This window comes from Cellulomonas sp. Leaf334 (assembly GCF_001424195.1).
GTDB lineage: Bacteria > Actinomycetota > Actinomycetes > Actinomycetales > Cellulomonadaceae > Cellulomonas.
Genome location: NZ_LMOO01000001.1, coordinates 895,983 through 913,660, shown reverse-complemented (window position 1 = coordinate 913,660; position 17,678 = coordinate 895,983). Strand labels below are relative to the sequence as shown.

The window sequence follows — 17,678 nt, the reverse complement described above, 5'->3', positions numbered from 1 at the left end:
CGTGGACCCAGCCTCGTCGCAGAAGAGGTCAGCTCCTGTCCGACCAACTTAGGCTCGACCCATGACGCACCCCATCCGCATCGGAGTCCAGCTCCAGCCCCAGCACGCCGACTACGCCCAGCTCCGCGACGCGGTGCGCCGCGCCGAGGACCTCGGTGTCGACATCATCTTCAACTGGGACCACTTCTTCCCGCTCAGCGGGGACCCGGACGGCAAGCACTACGAGTGCTGGACGATGCTCGGCGCGTGGGCGGAGCAGACCAGCCGGGTGCAGATCGGCGCGCTCGTGACGTGCAACTCCTACCGGAACCCCGAGCTGCTGGCGGACATGGCCCGCACGGTCGACCACATCAGCGGCGGCCGGCTGATCCTCGGCATCGGTGCGGGCTGGTTCGAGAAGGACTACGACCAGTTCGGGTACGATTTCGGCACGGCGGGCTCCCGGATCGCGGACCTCGCGCAGGCGATGCCGCGCATCACGGCGCGCTGGGCGGCGTCGAACCCCGTCCCGACGCGTCAGATCCCCGTGATGATCGGTGGCGGTGGCGAGCGCAAGACGCTGCGGGTCGTCGCGGAGCACGCCGACGTGTGGCACTCGTTCGGTGACGTCGACACACTCGTCCGCAAGAGCGCGATCCTCGACGAGCACGGCGCCGACGTCGGCCGGGACACCGCCGCGCTCGTCGAGCGGTCCGTCGGGGTCGGCGCGCCGCCGAGCGAGGTCGCCGACGCTCTCGTCGCAGCCGGCGTGACCCTGTTCACGGTGAGCACCGGCGGGCCGGACTACGACCTGGCGCTGGCCGCCGAGTGGGTGGCCTGGCGCGACGCGCAGGGCTGACCTGGCCTTCGCCGCATAGGCTCGGGTGCGATGAGCGACCCGAGCAGCCCCGAGGTGCGCCCCGAGCGTCGGTGGTGGCCGCGGGTCCTCCTGCTGGTCGCCGCCGTGCTCCTCGCGCTCACGTTCGGGATCACGACGGCGTCCGTCGAGAGCAGCCTCGGCCCGCACGAGGCCCGGTACGACGTCACCACCGACGACACGGTGACGATCGACCTCGGCCCGCTCGGCACGCTCGAGATCGACTCCCCGCTGCCGCTGACGCTCGGCGCCCGCGTGACCGTGCAGGAGATCCCGGCGTCCGTCACGGAGCTGAACCAGGCCCGCACCCTGGCCGCGCTCAGCGGCGACCTGCAGAGCTACCTGCAGTTCTTCTCCGGACCGGAGGCGACGATCCAGGACGTGGCCCGGGCGCTGGGCGTGGAGGCGCTCGAGCGGACCGTGCTGGCGCTCGCCGCGCTGGTCGGCGGGTGGTACCTGGTCCGCTTCCTGGTCGGTGCCGCACGCCGGGCGGAGCTGCACGACCGTGTGCGGCCGCACCTGCGGGCGGTCGTCGTCGGGGTCGTCGTGGTCGCGCTCGTCGGCACCGTCCTGACGTCGAGCCTCGGGCGGCGCGACCGGCCGTCGGTGTCACAACGCGCATCGTCGGTGTTCGACGGCACGCCGCTCGAGGGGGCCCGGGTGACCGGCCGGCTCGGTGGTGTCATCGACACGTACGGCGGGCAGGTCATCGCCGAGCTGCGCAAGAACGAGACGTTCTACGCGGAGGCGAACACGTCGCTGCAGGCGGCCTGGGACGAGCGGCAGGCGCTCCTCGAGGAACCGTCCGCGACCGGCAGCCCGTCGCCGGGGGCGAGCGAGCCGGCCGGCGACGAGGACCTGCTCACCGTCGTCGTCGTCTCCGACCTGCACTGCAACGTGGGGATGGCACCCCTGATCCGGACCGTCGTCGAGGGTGCGGACGCCGACCTCGTCCTCGACGCGGGCGACACGACGATCAACGGCACCTCGGTCGAGCAGTACTGCGTGACGACGTTCGCCAGGGCGGTGCCGGACGGGGTGGAGCTCGTGACGTCGCCAGGCAACCACGACTCCGCCGAGACGTCGACGAACTACGCGCGGGCCGGCGCGACCGTGCTGGACGGCTCCGTGATCGAGGTCGACGGCCTGCGCATCCTGGGTGACAGCGACCCGAACGAGACGAGGGTCGGCGCCGGAGGCACCGCGCAGGCCGGCAAGGAGACCGCGGCCGAGCAGGCGCAGCGCCTCGCCGACGTGGCCTGCGAGGACGACGACGGTGTCGACCTGCTTCTCATCCACACGCCGGCCGTCGGGCAGCGGGCCCTGGAGGACGGCTGCGCGCCGGCGCAGATCTCGGGCCACCTGCACCGCCGGTACGGTCCCGAGCGGGTGGGCCGCGCCGTGCGGTACATCAGCTCGAGCACCGCGGGGGCGACGCTCGGCCAGCCGACCGTCGGACCGTTGAACGGGGTCGCCGAGATGACGGTCCTGCGGTGGAACCCGGACACGCGGCGGTTCGTCGACTACCAGCTGGTCCAGGTGCGACCGGACACGACCGCCACCGTCTCGCCCCGCCTGCAGTGGCCCGCCGCGATCGTGCCGCCGGCCATCGGTCCTTCACCCGTGTGATCTGCGTCACGCTGACCTAGGGTGGAGGGGCGTGCCGACCTGAGCAGCTGTCAGGTCGGTCCGTGCGAGGGGGTGGGTAGGTGGCCCGGGGAGCCGCGTCGTGAGCGGTCGGGAGCGGGACGCGAGGGCGCGTCCCGCCGTCCGCACCGCGCTGGTCAGCGCCTGCGTGCTCGTCGGCACCCTCGTGCTCGCCCCGTCGGCCTCCGCCTCGTCCGGTGAGGGAGAGCTGCGACCCGGCGAGTCGCTGCTGTCGGGCGAGGGGCTCGTCTCTGCGGACGGGTCGCAGACGCTCGTGGTGCAGCCCGACGGGGTGCTCGCCCTGTTCGGGGCCGAAGCAGATCCTCGCTGGGTCTCCGGTCCCGCCGCGCCCGGCTCGTCCCTGGTCGTCGGGGAGAGCGGTGACGTCACGCTGACCGCCCCGGACGGAACCGTCGGCTGGCGGCCGGAGGCGCCCGCGACGGTCGGGTCGAGGCTCGTCCTGCAGGACGACGGCAACCTCGTGGTGCTGGACCCGCAGGGTACGCAGGTGTGGGAGTCGGGCACGGCCGTCCAGCCCTCGATCCTGCCGTCGGGCGGCGTGCTCGCACCCGGCGACGCGCTGTCCTCGCCCGACGGCCGCCACACGCTGCTCGTGCTCGACGACGGTGACGTCGCCCTGCTCGGCCCGGACGCCACGACGCGCTGGTCCACGGGCACCGGACGACCCGGCTCGCGACTGACCCTGCGGGAGGACGGCAACCTCGTCGTCACCGACCCGGACGGCGACCGCGTCTGGCGCAGCCGCACGGCCGGGCACCCCGGGTCGTCGCTCGTGCTGCAGGACGACGGCGACCTCGTCCTGTACGACGCGGCCGGGGCGCCGGTGTGGAGCACCGGGACCGTGATCGGCCCGTCCTCGCTGGTCAGCGGCACGCCGGTCGCCCTCGGTGCGCAGCTCAGCTCCCCGGACGGGCACCTGCACCTGCGGCTGGGACCCGACGGGCTCGCCCTCGCGTACGACGACACGGTCGTCTGGACCGCGGACGCCCCCGGCGCCACGGCCCTCGCCGTCCAGGACGACGGGAACGTGGTGCTGACCGGCGCGGACGGAGGCGTCCTGTGGGCGAGCGCGACACCGGGCCACCCCGGCGCGACGCTCCGCCTCGAGGAGGCCGCGCTGCTGCTGAGCGCGACGACGGGCCAGGAGCTGTGGCGCGTCGACGTGCCGGCGGAGCTGCTCACGCGCAGCCAGGTGGCGACGGACTGCGACGACGTCACCGCGCCCGTCCCGCAGGAGGACACGGTCGTCACCGCGTCCGGGGTGCGCGTGCACCCGTGCCTCGCCGACGCGCTGGACGCCCTCATGACCGCCGCACGGGTCGACGGCATCGACCTGCGCGCCTGGGGCTGGCGCAGCTCCAGCCAGCAGATCGCGCTGCGCGCCGCCAACTGCAGCCCCACCGAGGCCGACCCCACGGTCGTCACGTGCCGCCCGCAGACCGCGCCGCCAGGGACCTCGCGTCACGAGCGCGGCCTGGCGCTCGACTTCACGGTGGAGGGGAAGGTCCTGCGCGCCGGATCGCCCGCGGTCCTCTGGCTCGCCGAGCACGCAGCCGACTACGGGCTGGAGAACCTGCCCGGCGAGCCGTGGCACTGGAGCGTCGACGGCTGGTGAGCGTCCGAGCCCTAGGCTTGACGCCGTGAGCACTCCGACGACCCCCGAGCTGAGCGCCGTCACCCAGGACTACCTCAAGGTCGTGTGGTCGGCCCGCGAGTGGTCGGAGCAGCCCGTCACCACCAAGATGCTCGCCACCCGCCTCGGCGTCGGCGCGTCCACCGTCTCGGAGACCGTCCGGCGGCTCGCCGACAGCGGCCTGGTCACCCACCAGCCCTACGGCGCCGTCGAGCTCACGGCCGACGGCGAGCGGCATGCGCTCGCGGTCGTGCGCCGGCACCGGCTCGTCGAGACCTTCCTCGTGGAGATGCTCGGCTACGGCTGGGACGAGGTTCACGACGAGGCCGAGGTCCTCGAGCACGCGGTCTCCGACCTGTTCGTCGAGCGGCTCTCCGCCCGGCTCGGCCACCCCACGCGGGACCCGCACGGTGACCCGATCCCCGGCCCTGACGGCTCCCTCGACATCCCCGCGGCCAGCGTGCTGTGGGACGTGGCGCCGGGGGAGTGGGCGGTCGCGCGGATCTCCGACGCGGACCCCGGACTCCTGCGCTACCTCGAGTCGGTCGACCTGCTGCTCGACGCGCCGGTCACGGTGGTCGAGCGCCGCACGGTCGCCGGAGTGATCTCGGTGCGGGTCGCCGGGGCGACGGTCGACCTCGGCGAGATCGCGGCGCGGGCCATCTGGTTGGTCCCCGCCGCCTGACACCCCGTACGCTGGGCGGCATCCACCGGAGCTGACGACGGCGCACTCCGCATCGTGATCGAATCGATTCGTCCGGAGGGCTCCCGCTTGGTCACGCTGTCGCCCGCGCGCTCCCGCGCCGCACTGTTCGCCCTGGCCCTCGGTGGCTTCGGCATCGGCACCACCGAGTTCGCGACGATGGGCCTCCTGCCCGAGATCGCCGACGACCTGGGAGTGTCGATCCCCGTCGCCGGGCACGCGATCACGGCCTACGCGCTCGGGGTCGTCGTCGGCGCCCCGACGCTCGCGGCCCTCGGCGCACGACTCGACCGACGCCGGCTCCTCCTGCTGCTCATGGTCGCGTTCACGGTGGGCAACGTCCTGTCCGCGTTCGCGCCCAGCATGGGCTGGCTGGTGCTCGCCCGGTTCCTCGCCGGGCTGCCGCACGGAGCGTTCTTCGGGGTCGGTGCGGTCATGGGCACGGCGGTCGTGGGACCCGAGCGGCGGGGTCGGGCGGTCGCCGCGATGATGGCCGGCCTCACCGTGGCGTGTGCCGTCGGGGTGCCGCTCTCGACGATCGTGGGGCAGGCCGTCGGCTGGCGCTGGGCGTTCGTCGGGGTCGGTGTGCTCGGCCTGATCACGCTCGCGGCCCTGCACGCGTGGACGCCGTCGCTGCCGTCGCCCCCCGGTACCACCGTCCGCACCGAGCTCGCCGCGCTGCGCAACCGGCGGCTCTGGATCGCGTTCGGCGCCGGTGCCGTCGGGTTCGGCGGCATGTTCGCGGTCTACTCCTACGTCAAGCCGCTGCTCACCGAGGTCACCGGCCTGGGCATCGGGCTCGTGCCGCTGGTCCTCGCGCTGTACGGCATCGGCATGACGATCGGGACGCTCGTCGGCGGCCGGCTCGCCGACCGGTCCGTGCTCGGCACGGTGATCGGCTCGATGGTCGCGACCATCGTCGTGCTCGTCGCCATCGCGCTGGTCGGCGCATCCCCGGTGCCCGCCGTGCTCGCGCTCGTGCTGCTCGGCGTCACGTCGCAGGTGCTGGGGCTGTCGCTGCAGACGCGGCTCATGGACGTCTCGCCCGCGGCGCCGTCCCTCGGTGCGGCGCTCTGCCACTCCGCGCTCAACCTGGGCAACGCCGCCGGGGCGTTCGCGGGAGGGCTCGTCATCGCCGGAGGGTTCGGGTACCTCGCCCCGGCGTGGGTCGGTGCCGGGCTGACCGCGGTCGGCCTGGTGGTCGTGCTGGCGTTCGGGCGCGGACCGGTGCCCGTCCTGTCAGCGCCGACGCGTCCCGAAGATCGAGCGCGTGATCTCACGCCCGAGCTGAGTGCCCGCTGACCGCAGCAGGCTGTCCAACGGGCTCGTCCGGCTGGTCGACCTGCGCGGAGCGGCCCGCTTGGCCTCCCGTGCCGCCTCGTCCGCGCGGTCCTGCGCCTCCTCGGCCTCCTGCTGCTTGCGTGCCGCCTCCTGCGCCTTCTCCGCCCGCACCGCCAGCAGCTCGTACGCGGACTCCCGGTCCACCGCGACCGCGTACCGGCCGGACAGCGGTGAGGCCGTGACCGCCGCCGTCAGCTGGGCGGCGGGCATGGGCTCCATCGACGACTGCGGTGCCCGCAACCGCGTCCACGCCACCGGGGTCGGCGTCCCGCGCTCCGACTGCACGGTCACCACGGCCTCGCCGGTACCCAGCGACTGCAGCAGCTGCTCCAGGTCGTAGGGCGACGTCGGGAACGTCCGCGCCGCCGCCCGCAACGCCTTCGCGTCGTCCGGGGTGAACGCCCGCAGCGCGTGCTGCACGCGGTTGCCCAGCTGGGCCAGGACGTCCCCGGGCACGTCCTTCGGGCTCTGCGTGACGAAGAAGACGCCGACGCCCTTCGACCGGATGAGCCGGACCGTCTGGGTCACCTGCGTGAGGAAGTCGCCCGACGCGCCCGTGAACAACAGGTGCGCCTCGTCGAAGAAGAACACGAGCTTGGGCTTGTCGGGGTCGCCCACCTCGGGGAGCTCCTGGAACAGCTCGGCCAGCAGCCACATGAGGAACGTCGAGAAGAGGGCCGGTCGGTCCTGCACCGCGGGCAGCTCGAGCGCGCTGACCACGCCGCGGCCGTCGGGGGTGGTTCTCAGCAGCTCCGAGACGTCGAACGCCGGCTCGCCGAAGAACGCGTCGGCCCCCTGACCCTGCAGCGACACGATCTCCCGCAGGATCACGCCTGCGGTCGACGCCGACAGTCCGCCGATGCCCTTGAGCAGCGGCTTTCCCTCGTCGCTGACCAGGTACGCGATCGTCGCCTGCAGGTCCTTGAGGTCGAGCGGCGCCAGCCCCTGCGTGTCCGCCCAGTGCATGATCAGGCCGAGGCTCGACTCCTGCGTGGCGTTCAGCCCGAGCACCTTGGCCAGCAGCAGCGGCCCGAAGTCCGTGACCGTCGTGCGCACCGGTGTCCCCTCACCGAGACCGCCGAGGCTGTAGAACTCGACCGGCGACGCGGTCGCCACCCACTCCTGCCCGAGGCTCACGGTGCGCGCCAGGAGCTTCTCGCTCGACGTCCCGGGGACGGCCAGGCCCGACAGGTCACCCTTGATGTCCGCGACGAACACCGGGACCCCCGCGGCCGACAGGCCCTCGGTCAGCACCTGGAGCGTCCTGGTCTTGCCGGTCCCCGTCGCGCCGGCGACCAGGCCGTGGCGGTTCATCATCGCGAGCGGGATGCCGACCGGGGCGCCGGGGATCGCGACGTCGTCCTCGACCAGGGCACCGACCGGGAGCATCGGTCCCGTGAAGGTGTAACCCGCCACGATCTGCGCGGCGTGCTCGGACAGCGCCGGAGCCGGCACGTCTGCGGCCGGCGCGGGTGTGGCCGCGGGCGTCGCGCCCTCCGCTGCCGCCGCCTCCGCCGCAGCGAGCGCCAAAGCGGCGGCCTGCGCCTTCGCCTCCGCTGCCTCGGCGGCGGCCTGCGCGGCCGCGGCGCGCAGGGCGGCGAGGTCGGCGGACGAGGAGGGGACCTTCGACGGGGTGCTGTCCGACATGTCCGGAGCATACGACCGTGGGTCCCGGGGCACCTGGGCGAGCGCAGTCGCGTACGGCTCCTCGACTCCTGGTCGGTAAACTCGCCGGGTGACCTCGCAGGACGCCCCCATCGCCACCACCGCCGCCACCGACGACGTGCCGTTCCGGTACACCCCCGAGCTCGCACGCGAGATCGAGCTGCGCTGGCAGGACGCGTGGGCGGACCGTGGCACCTTCTTCGCGGCCGACCCCGCGGGTGGTCTCACGGACGGTGAGGGTCGGTACGCGGACCCCGCGCAGCCGGCGTACTTCGTGATGGACATGTTCCCGTACCCGTCCGGCGCGGGCCTGCACGTGGGTCACCCGCTGGGCTACATCGCCACGGACGTCGTCGGCCGGTTCCGCCGCATGCAGGGCGACAACGTGCTGCACACGCTGGGCTTCGACGCGTTCGGCCTGCCCGCCGAGCAGTACGCCGTGCAGACGGGCCAGCACCCGCGCACCACCACCGAGGCGAACATCGTGATCATGCAGCGCCAGCTGCGTCGGCTGGGTCTGGCGCACGACCCGCGCCGCACGTTCGCGACGATCGACCCGGACTACATCCGCTGGACGCAGTGGATCTTCCTGCAGATCTTCGACTCCTGGTACGACGAGACCGCTCCCCGGCCCGACGGTGGCGTCGGGCGCGCCCGCCCGATCGCGGAGCTGGTCGCGGAGTACGAGTCCGGGGCACGTGGCGCACAGTGGGCGTCGCTGGATCCCGTCGAGCGCCGGCGCGTGCTGGACACCCACCGCCTGGCCTACGTCTCCGAGACGCCCGTGAACTGGTGCCCCGGCCTGGGCACGGTCCTGGCGAACGAGGAGGTCACCGCGGACGGCCGGTCCGAGCGTGGGAACTTCCCGGTGTTCCAGCGCAGCCTGCGGCAGTGGAACATGCGCATCACGGCCTACGCCGACCGGCTGATCGACGACCTGGAGCACATCGACTGGCCGGACAAGGTCAAGGCGATGCAGCGCAACTGGATCGGTCGCTCGTCGGGCGCCCGCGTGCGCTTCGCGGTCCAGGGCGGCGAGCAGGTCGAGGTGTTCACCACGCGCCCCGACACCCTGTTCGGCGCCACGTTCGTCGTCGTCGCTCCCGAGCACCCGCTGCTGGACGAGGTCCCGACGGCGTGGCCCGACGGGACGAAGGACGTCTGGACGGCCGGGCACCGCAGCCCCGTCGACGCGGTCGCGTCGTACCGCGCGGAGACCGCCGCCAAGACCGCGGTCGAGCGCCAGGCCGACGCCGGCCGCAAGACCGGCGTGTTCACCGGCCACCTGGCGAAGAACCCGGTGAACGGCGAGCTGCTGCCGGTGTTCACCGCCGACTACGTGCTCATGGGCTACGGCACGGGCGCGATCATGGCCGTCCCCGGGGGCGACGCGCGCGACTTCGCGTTCGCCGAGGCGTTCGACCTGCCGATCGTCTACACGATCGACGCACCGGAGGGCACCGAGCCGGGCGCCCGGACCGGCGACGGCGTGGCGATCAACTCCTCGAACGAGGAGATCAGCCTGGACGGTCTGGGCGTGACCGACGCCAAGGCGGCGATCACCGACTGGCTGACCGCGAAGGGCGTCGGCGAGGGCACGATCAACTACCGCCTGCGCGACTGGCTGTTCAGCCGCCAGCGCTACTGGGGCGAGCCATTCCCGATCGTCTACGACGAGCACGACCTGCCGCTGGCCGTCCCGGAGTCCGCGCTGCCGGTCAACCTGCCGGACGTGCCCGACTACTCGCCGCGCACGTTCGCCGCCGACGACGCGCACTCCACCCCCGAGCCGCCCCTGGGCCGCAACGAGGACTGGGTGAACGTCACGCTCGACCTGGGCGACGGCCCGAAGCAGTACCGCCGGGACACCAACACGATGCCCAACTGGGCGGGCTCCTGCTGGTACTACCTGCGCTACCTGGACCCGACCAACGACACCGTGGTGGTCGACCCCGAGCTCGAGCGGTACTGGATGGGCCCGGGGCACGGCGAGCAGAAGCCCGGCTCCCTGGGCGGTGTCGACCTGTACGTCGGCGGCGTCGAGCACGCCGTCCTGCACCTGCTGTACGCACGCTTCTGGCACAAGGTCCTGCACGACCTGGGCCACGTCTCCAGCGGGGAGCCGTTCCACAAGCTGTTCAACCAGGGCTACATCCAGGCGTACGCCTACACCGACGCCCGTGGCGTGCACGTGCCCGCCGACGAGGTCGTCGAGGACGCCACGTCGGAGACCGGCTTCCGCTGGGACGGCGAACCCGTCCACCGTGAGTACGGGAAGATGGGCAAGTCCCTGAAGAACATGGTGACGCCCGACGACATGTACGCCGAGTACGGCGCGGACACCCTGCGGGTGTACGAGATGTCGATGGGTCCGCTCGACCTGTCCCGCCCGTGGGAGACCCGCGCGGTCGTCGGGTCGCAGCGTTTCCTGCAGCGGCTGTGGCGCAACGTCGTCGACGAGGGCACCGGCGAGACCGTCGTGTCCGACGAGGCGCCGTCCACCGAGACCCTCAAGGTCCTGCACCGCGCGATCGCCGACACGACCGCGGACATGGCTGCGATGCGCGTGAACACCGCGATCTCTCGGCTGATCGTCCTGAACAACCACCTGACCACGCTGCCGACGACGCCGCGGGCGGCCGTGGAGGCGCTCGTGCTGATGACGGCCCCGGTCGCTCCGCACGTCGCCGAGGAGCTGTGGTCGCGGCTGGGTCACGAGCGCTCGCTCGCGCACGAGCCGTTCCCCGTGGCGGACCCGGCATACCTGGTCGAGGACACCGTGACGTGCATCTTCCAGGTGCAGGGCAAGGTCCGCGGCCGGGCTGAGGTGGCACCGGAAGCCTCGGACGACGACCTGCGTGCACTTGCCCTGGCCGACGCCGGGGTGCAGCGTGCGCTCGACGGCCGCGACATCCGCACCGTGATCGTGCGGGCTCCGAAGCTCGTCAACGTCGTCCCGGCCTGACCGGCATGCCCGGCCGTCGCCACGTCGAGCAGCCGTCGGTCGCGATCGTCACGGACTCGACGGCGTCGCTGCCCGAGGGAGCGGCAGAGCGGTGGGGCATCGGCGTCGTCCCGCTGGACGTGGTGGTCGACGGCGTGCGGCACGTCGAAGGTGTCGACCTGACGCCGGGTGACCTGCTCGCCGCGCTCACGGCGAACGTCAAGGTGTCGACGTCGCAGCCGCCGCCCGCCGCGTTCGCGTCGGCGTACGACCGTGCGGCGGCCTCCGGTGCGCGGGAGATCGTCTCGATCCACCTCTCGGGTGACCTGTCGGGCACGGTCCGGGCGGCCCAGCTCGCGGCGGAGTCGTCGCCCGTGCCCGTCCACGTGGTCGACTCCCGAGCGGTCGCCATGGCGCTCGGGTTCGCCGTGCTGGACGCGGCGCGCTTCTCGGCGGGACCTCCGCCGCCGGCTGAGCCCACCCCGTCGGCCGCCGGACCGGTCGCAGCGGCGCGTGCGTGGTGGCGCGCCCGGGGACGTGTCGAGGCCCGGCTCCCCTCCGGTGCCGAGGTCGCCGAGCGCGGCCGAGCCGTCGCGGGTTCGACGCGCGTCTGGTTCCTCGTCGACTCCCTCGACCACCTGCGCCGGGGCGGACGTCTCAGCATCCCTGCGGCCGCGATCGGCATCGTGCTCGGGCTGCGCCCGATCCTCACGCTGGACGACGGTCGGATCGAGGTCATCGAGAAGGTCCGCACGCGGCGCGCTGCGCGCGACCGACTGGTCGCGCTCGCCGTCGCCGACGTCGCACGGCGACCCTCCGCGCGGGCCGCCGTGCACCACCTCGGTCAGCCGGAGCTGGCTGCGACGCTCGCGAGCGAGCTGGTCGACGCAGCAGGCGACCACCTCGCGGAGACAGCGGTCTGCGAGTCCAGCGCCGTCCTCGCCGCGCATGCCGGTCCCGGTCTCCTGGCGATCGTGGTCTCGGACGCCTGACGTCCGCCGCGTGACCGCCCCCGGGTGACCGCCCCCGCGTGATCGCCGCCGCGTGACCGCCTGCGGTGGTCGCGGCCGGGCGGCGGCCTCCGCGGTCGTCGTCGGGCGTGACCGGTGCCGCGTGCCGGTGAACCGCCCACAGCCCGGCCCGGCAAGGTCGTGTCCGCCACCGGCGACGGCCCGGCGATGAGGCCCTGTCCCCGGCCGTACGTTCGCCGGGTGCACCGCCGTGACAGCGACCTCGCCCGGATCGCCCGGCATCGCCTGGCTGCCCTCACGGCCGTCCGCGCGCCCGGCGGACCGCAGGATCCGGATCCCACGAGCGACCCCCTCGGGGCGCGTGCGAGCGCTGCCGCGATCGACCCGGCCCGCGATACCGCTCCGGTCCGACAGCCGGAGGCAGAGCGCACCACCGACACCCCAGGACCAGCGGATCACGGTCCCGCGAGTGTTCCCGCCGTCGACCGACAGGCGTCACGGCAGGCCGGTTGGGTCCCAGGTGCACCTCCGGCAGAGCCGGACCGCCCGCTCGACCTCGGGGGCGTCGCGCTCGGCGATGCGCCTGACCGGCACCGCGCGGGGGGTCTCCGGACGGCTGCACCGCCGTCCGCGCGGCAACCGTCCGTGCTCGGCCCGGCGAACCTGACGACCGCAGCACTGCAGATCGCTGCCGCCGGATACGTCGCGACGCACGGTGACCCGGCGGACCGAGCGTCGACACCTCGACGCCGCGTCCGGTGGGCGGTCTCGTGGCGGCTCGCCGCCGCGGCAGGGGCGGTACTCCTGTTGGTGGCCGGTGCGGTCGCGCTGCGCGCGGCGGCGGTCGCGCCCGGCCCCGCGGTGGTCCTCCCGACACCGGCGCCGAGCGGTCCGGTGACCCCCGCGTCCCCGACCGGCTCGGCGGAGGTCGTCGTCGACGTCGTCGGTGCCGTCGTCGCGCCGGGTGTGGTCCGACTCGTGCAGGGATCCCGCGTGGTCGACGCGATCTCCGCGGCGGGTGGCGCGACCGCCGAGGCCGAGGTCAGTGCCCTCAACCTCGCCCGGCTCCTGGTCGACGGCGAGCAGATCGCCGTACCGCGGTCGGGCGAGGGACCGGCACCGCCCTCGGCTGCGTCCCCGCCGGCCGGCGGGGACGACCTCGTGGACATCAACACCGCCGACGCCGCAGCACTGGACGCCCTCCCCGGTATCGGTCCGGTGCTGGCGGACAGGATCGTGTCGCACCGGGAGGACGGCCCCTTCACGACCGTCGAGGAGCTCGCGGACGTCACCGGGATCGGCCCGACGCTGCTCGAGCGCCTGCGCGACCTGGTCCGGGTATGACAGCGCTCCGAGCGCGCCCGGGCACGGCCCCGGACACGGACGCGGGGGTGGTACCGGCGCCTCCGCCGACGGTGCCCGCCCTGGACGAGGTCGGCGACCCGCCGAGCACGGTCGACGTGCGGCTCCTGCCGGTTGCCGCGGTCGCGTGGATCGTGGCGCTCCTGGTGGTTCGTGTGCCCCCGCGTGCCGCGCTGCTCACGGCCCTCCTCTGCTTCGTCGTCGGGGTGGGCGTGCTGGCATCGGGCCGTCGAGCGGGTCGCGACGAACAGCCCCACGTGCGACGGACGCCGAGGCGCGGTCCGGTGGGTCCGGTCGTCGCCCTGTGTCTCGTCGTCGCGTCGGCGGTGCTCGGCGCGGGCGCGAGCCAGACGTCCGCCCGCGACGACGGGCTCCTCCCGGGGCTCGCGCAGACCGGTGCGGTGGGCCGGGTCGAGGGCGTCGTCGTCGGCGACCCGACCGTCCTCCCACCGGCGTGGCCCGGGGCTCCGGAGCGGGTCCGGACGCTGGTCGCCGTCGATCGGGTGTCCGCACGAGGCCGGGAGTCCGGCGCCACGGGGCACGTGCTCATGCTCGGGCCGTCGTCGTGGGGCACCGTGGCACCGGGTGCCCGGGTGGCCGCGTCGGGGCGGGTGCGCCCGGGGGAGACAGGCCGGCGCACGGTCGCGGTCCTGCTGAGCAGCGGAGCCCCGGACGTCGTGTCGGAGCCACCCGCGCCGGAGGCGGCAGCGTCGCGGTTCCGCGACGGGGTGCGGTCGCTCGGCGCCACGCTCCCAGGGGACGCGGGAGCGTTGTTCGCGGGCGTCACGGTCGGTGACACGTCGGCGGTCCCCGACGACCTCGGGGTCGCCCTCCGGGCCTCGGGGCTGACCCACGTGACGGCGGTGTCCGGTGCGCACTTCTCGCTGGTCGCCGCGCTGGTGCTGACGCTCGCGGCGGCGATCCGCCTGCCTCGGGCCGCCCGAGCGGGCCTCACGGTCGCGGCGATGGGTGCCCTGGTGCTCGTCGTGCACCCGTCACCGAGCGTGCTGCGGGCGGCGGCGATGGGGGCGGTCGCGCTGCTCGGGCTCCTGCTCGGCCGCCCGCACCGAGCACCTGCCGCGCTCGGGGCGACGGTCGTCCTGCTGCTCGTCGCGGACCCGTGGCTGGCCGGTGAGGTGGGCTTCGTGCTCTCGGTGCTCGCCACCGCCGCGCTGGTCCTCCTGGGCGGACCGCTCGCCGATCGCGGGGCAGGGGTGCTCGGCCGGCCGGTCGCGACCGCGCTCGCCCTTCCGGTCGCCGCGCAGCTCGTGTGCGCCCCGGTGATCCTGCTGCTGACCCCCGCGGTGTCGCTCTACGCGGTCCCCGCCAACGTCCTGGCAGCTCCGGCCGTCGCTCCCGCGACGGTGCTCGGCCTGGCGGCGGGCTGTGTGGCGCCCTGGTGGTCCGCGGGCGCCGAGGTGCTGGCGCTCGGAGCAGGTGCGGCGTGCTGGTGGATCGGGGCCGTCGCTCGGGTCGCCGCGGCGGCACCGGGCTCGCAGGTCGCCTGGCTCCCGGGGTGGACGGGTGCGGTGCTGCTCGCGGTGGCGGGAGCGTGCGTGCTCCGGCTGCTCGTCGTCGGCCGCGAGGCGTCGGAGCGGTCGCGTCGGTGACGTCTGGCAGGCTGTGCCCGTGCCTCCTGCTACTCGCCGACCAGCGTCCCGCGCCACGAAGGGCACGGTCGGTGTCTCGTGGGAGGCGGTCGAGCTGGCGCCGGTCCTGCTGGTCAGCGGTGCCGAAGGGCTGCTCGCGGACCGTGCGGTCGACCGGGTCGTCTCGCTCGCACGCGCCGCGGACGCCGGTGTGGAGGTCACCCGGCTGGACGCCGCCGACTACTCCGCCGGCACCCTCGGTGTGGTCAGCAGCCCGTCCCTGTTCGCCGAGGACAAGGTCGTCGTCGTCGACGGGCTCGAGCGCGCGGGCGAGGAGCTGCTCGACGACGTTGCGGCGTACCTCGCGGCGCCCCCGCCCGAGGTCGTGCTGGTCCTGCGGCACGCCGGCGGCCAGCGCGGCAAGAAGCTGCTCGACGCGCTGCGGTCGGCGGGCGTCCCCACGGTGGCGTGCGACGTGATCAAGTCCGACGGCGACAAGAGCGCGTTCGTCACCGCGGAGCTCCGGCGGGCCGGCCGTCGGGCCGACGCGCAAGCGGTGCGTGCCCTGGTCGACGCCGTGGGCAGCGACCTGCGCGAGCTCGCCGCGTCCTGCGCGCAGCTCGTCGCGGACACCACCGGCCTCATCGGTCCGGAGGCTGTCGAGCGCTACTACGGGGGCCGGATCGAGGCGACGGGTTTCCGCGTCGCGGACGCCGCGGTCGCCGGGCAGTCGGGTCAGGCCGTGGCGCTGCTGCGGCACGCGCTCGCGACCGGCGTGGACCCGGTCCCGGTCGTCGCGGCCCTCGCTGCCAAGCTGCGCGTCCTGGCCAAGGTGGCGGCGGTGCGTGGCCGCGGCGCCGGGGCGGTCCGTGACCTGGGGCTGGCTCCGTGGCAGACGGACCGGGCGATGGCTGACCTGCGTCGGTGGACGCCCGAGGGGCTGGCCAGCGCGATCTCCGCCGTCGCGCAGGCAGACGCGGAGGTCAAGGGGGAGGGACGCGACCCTCAGTTCGCCGTCGAGCGGGCGGTCCTCCGCGTCGCCGCCGCCGTCGGATCGTGAGGCGGTCGAGGCGGCCTACGCAGTCAGGGTGACCGCCGGACCGAGCACGTCCCCCTGCAACAGGTCGAACCCCCAGCCTCGGCACTCCTCGACGAGCAGCGAGTCGGAGACCCGTTCCGCGACGAGCCGGGCGCCGTGCCGTCGCGCGAGCTGCACGAGCGAGGGCCCCTGCCGGCGGACGTCGCGGCAGTCGATCTTCACGAAGTCGGCGTAGGGCATCATCGCGACCTGGTCCGGCTCGGCCGCGAAGTCGTCGATCGCGATGAGGTACCCGCGCAGCCGGAGCCGCTCCAGGCCGGCGATGACCTCGGCGTCCGCTGCGACGGACTCGACGATCTCGAGCACCAGTCGGCCTGCGTGCGCGGGGAGCGGTCGGTCGTCCACCAGGAACGAGCGGGTGATATTCACGAACGCGTAGGTGGTGGCGGCAGGTGGGCCGTCCCCGAAGAGGGCCTCGAGCACGGACGCGGTCGCGACGTCCTGACGGTCGGAGCGCCACCGGTCGACCTGCGCGGGGAGCCCGTCACGGGACCGGTAGAGGAACTCGTTGCCGAAGAGCCGGCCGTCCGTCGTCCAGATCGGCTGGGAGGCGATGGGCAGCCTTGACGGGAGGGCGGGGGAGACGACGGACGCGGTCACACTGGATGAGAGCGGCGCGGTGCGGGTTCATGACGCGGTTCACCCGACCGGAGCAACACGCTGTGACGGGGCATGTCGGCGGAGGTGCTACAGGCTGACCCGGCGAGCGCCCGCGCGGTCGAGGACACCGGCACGCTCGAGCAGGTTTCCTTGGAAGAGCGTGAACCCGAGGTCCCGCGCGTGGCGGAGGGTGTCCGGGGTCTCGACGTACTCGGCGACGAGCAGCGCGCCGTACGACCGGGCGAGGTGGACCACGGGCGGCCCCTCGACGTCGAGGTCGCGCACGTCGATCTTCACGAAGTCCGCGTGCGGCAGGAGGCGCCGCTGGTTCGGGTTGCTCACGAAGGCCGGGACCGCGATCCGGAAGCCTTCCTCACGCAGCCGTCGGATGCCCGACAGGACCGCGGAGTCCACCGTCACGGCGTCGTTCACCTCGATCACCAGGCGGTCGGGCCGGCGCGGGATGGGCAGATCGCCCACGAGGTACGCCCGGGGGCACCGGACGAAGAGCAGCCGGCCGTTGGCGACGTGCTCGAGATCGGCCCGGCCGAAGGTGGCGCCGAGCACGTGGGCGGTGGCCCGCTCGTGCTGGTGGGAGCTCCATGACATCGCGCTGGCGGTGAGCTGGTCGGGGGAGCGGAACGAGAGCTGGTAGGCGAACGGACGCCCGTGCTCCGAGAAGATGCCCTGCCGCGCGACGAGCACCGGCTCGTGGGAGATCCGCTGCGCCCACTCCTGCCGGAGGGCAAGAGGGATGGCGTCCTCCACCGCGGCTGCGAGATGAGCGAGCCGCCCGTCGGCGTCGTCGGGTGTCATGGGATCTATGACACCACAAGTTCGGTCCTGTGAACCGCTCGTGGGCGGGTGGAATTCTGGAGCGTCGACCGGGCGCCGCTCGCGAGGTGGCCGCGAACCGGGATCTTTCACCCTTTCAGGGTCGGACCGGTGAGTAACGGGAGACACGATGCGAGTCACAGGCCATCATGGGCACCACCTGCACACCGGTACGACAAGAAGATGGAGCACCTCACCATGCCCAGACCGCTCAAGTCCGCGCTCGTGGTCCTCACCGTGCTCGGCTCACTGGCCGTCGCGCCGAGCTCAGCACTTGCCGAAGGTCCCACCAACACGGTGACCTCCGGCGGCGCCAGCGGCTGCTGCAAGATCATCAACTGACCCTCTCCCCAGATGCACAGCAGAGGCACGAACACGCCGTCTCTGCGGGGGGTGGTGCATCTGGGGGACGT

Annotated in this window: 14 protein-coding genes; 11 read left to right on the top strand and 3 right to left on the bottom strand. The window is 73.8% G+C overall.

What is annotated here, in order from left to right:
• Positions 1-61: 61 nt before the first annotated feature.
• The 5 genes from ASF78_RS04095 (at position 62) to ASF78_RS04075 (ending at position 6,162) form a co-directional block, all read left to right on the top strand.
• The gene (locus ASF78_RS04095) at positions 62-838 is read left to right on the top strand and encodes an LLM class F420-dependent oxidoreductase (protein WP_056585082.1); all 777 of its coding nucleotides are present in this window, start codon (positions 62-64) and stop codon (positions 836-838) included.
• A gap of 30 nt (positions 839-868) precedes the next feature.
• Entirely contained in the window at positions 869-2,485 is a 1,617-nt protein-coding gene (locus ASF78_RS04090) for a metallophosphoesterase (protein ID WP_082494782.1), read from the top strand.
• A 100-nt stretch (positions 2,486-2,585) separates the two neighbouring features.
• The gene (locus tag ASF78_RS04085; RefSeq protein ID WP_056585080.1) at positions 2,586-4,139 is read left to right on the top strand and encodes a D-alanyl-D-alanine carboxypeptidase family protein; all 1,554 of its coding nucleotides are present in this window, start codon (positions 2,586-2,588) and stop codon (positions 4,137-4,139) included.
• 25 nt (positions 4,140-4,164) lie between these two features.
• Positions 4,165-4,842: a metal-dependent transcriptional regulator gene (locus tag ASF78_RS04080; protein WP_056585079.1), complete on the top strand. Its 678-nt coding sequence runs from the start codon at positions 4,165-4,167 to the stop codon at positions 4,840-4,842.
• An 87-nt stretch (positions 4,843-4,929) separates the two neighbouring features.
• The gene (locus ASF78_RS04075; protein WP_056585077.1) at positions 4,930-6,162 is read left to right on the top strand and encodes an MFS transporter; all 1,233 of its coding nucleotides are present in this window, start codon (positions 4,930-4,932) and stop codon (positions 6,160-6,162) included.
• On the opposite strand, the gene ASF78_RS04070 is transcribed toward ASF78_RS04075, so the two are convergent.
• Positions 6,100-7,848 (bottom strand): helicase HerA-like domain-containing protein, encoded by a 1,749-nt coding sequence (locus ASF78_RS04070; RefSeq protein ID WP_056585075.1) that lies wholly within the window; start codon positions 7,846-7,848, stop codon positions 6,100-6,102. The genes ASF78_RS04075 and ASF78_RS04070 overlap by 63 nt on opposite strands.
• An 88-nt stretch (positions 7,849-7,936) precedes the next feature.
• On the opposite strand from ASF78_RS04070, the gene leuS reads away from it, so the two are divergent.
• The 5 genes from leuS (at position 7,937) to holA (ending at position 15,792) form a co-directional block, all read left to right on the top strand.
• Entirely contained in the window at positions 7,937-10,831 is a 2,895-nt protein-coding gene (leuS, locus tag ASF78_RS04065) for a leucine--tRNA ligase (protein WP_056585073.1), read from the top strand.
• Between the two features lie 5 nt (positions 10,832-10,836).
• A complete protein-coding gene (locus tag ASF78_RS04060) occupies positions 10,837-11,802 on the top strand; it encodes a DegV family protein (protein WP_082494781.1) in 966 nt (321 codons plus the stop codon).
• A 624-nt stretch (positions 11,803-12,426) separates the two neighbouring features.
• Positions 12,427-13,125, top strand: a complete 699-nt coding sequence (locus ASF78_RS22690; RefSeq protein WP_056585071.1) for a helix-hairpin-helix domain-containing protein — start codon at positions 12,427-12,429, stop codon at positions 13,123-13,125.
• Positions 13,122-14,753 (top strand): ComEC/Rec2 family competence protein, encoded by a 1,632-nt coding sequence (locus ASF78_RS04050; protein WP_156374027.1) that lies wholly within the window; start codon positions 13,122-13,124, stop codon positions 14,751-14,753. The genes ASF78_RS22690 and ASF78_RS04050 overlap by 4 nt, the downstream gene beginning before the upstream one ends.
• Positions 14,754-14,772: 19 nt before the next feature.
• On the top strand, positions 14,773-15,792 hold the full coding sequence (holA, locus tag ASF78_RS04045; protein WP_056588111.1) for a DNA polymerase III subunit delta: 1,020 nt from the start codon (positions 14,773-14,775) through the stop codon (positions 15,790-15,792).
• 15 nt (positions 15,793-15,807) lie between these two features.
• Here the strand turns inward: holA and ASF78_RS04040 are convergent, their stop codons facing one another.
• Together ASF78_RS04040 and ASF78_RS04035 are read right to left on the bottom strand one after the other, a co-directional pair.
• Complete coding sequence (locus ASF78_RS04040; RefSeq protein ID WP_056585068.1) at positions 15,808-16,431, bottom strand: EAL domain-containing protein; 624 nt, start codon at positions 16,429-16,431, stop codon at positions 15,808-15,810.
• 87 nt (positions 16,432-16,518) lie between these two features.
• On the bottom strand, positions 16,519-17,247 hold the full coding sequence (locus ASF78_RS04035) for an EAL and HDOD domain-containing protein (RefSeq protein WP_056585066.1): 729 nt from the start codon (positions 17,245-17,247) through the stop codon (positions 16,519-16,521).
• 216 nt (positions 17,248-17,463) lie between these two features.
• On the opposite strand from ASF78_RS04035, the gene ASF78_RS22240 reads away from it, so the two are divergent.
• Complete coding sequence (locus ASF78_RS22240) at positions 17,464-17,607, top strand: hypothetical protein (protein ID WP_156374026.1); 144 nt, start codon at positions 17,464-17,466, stop codon at positions 17,605-17,607.
• Positions 17,608-17,678 lie beyond the last annotated feature (71 nt).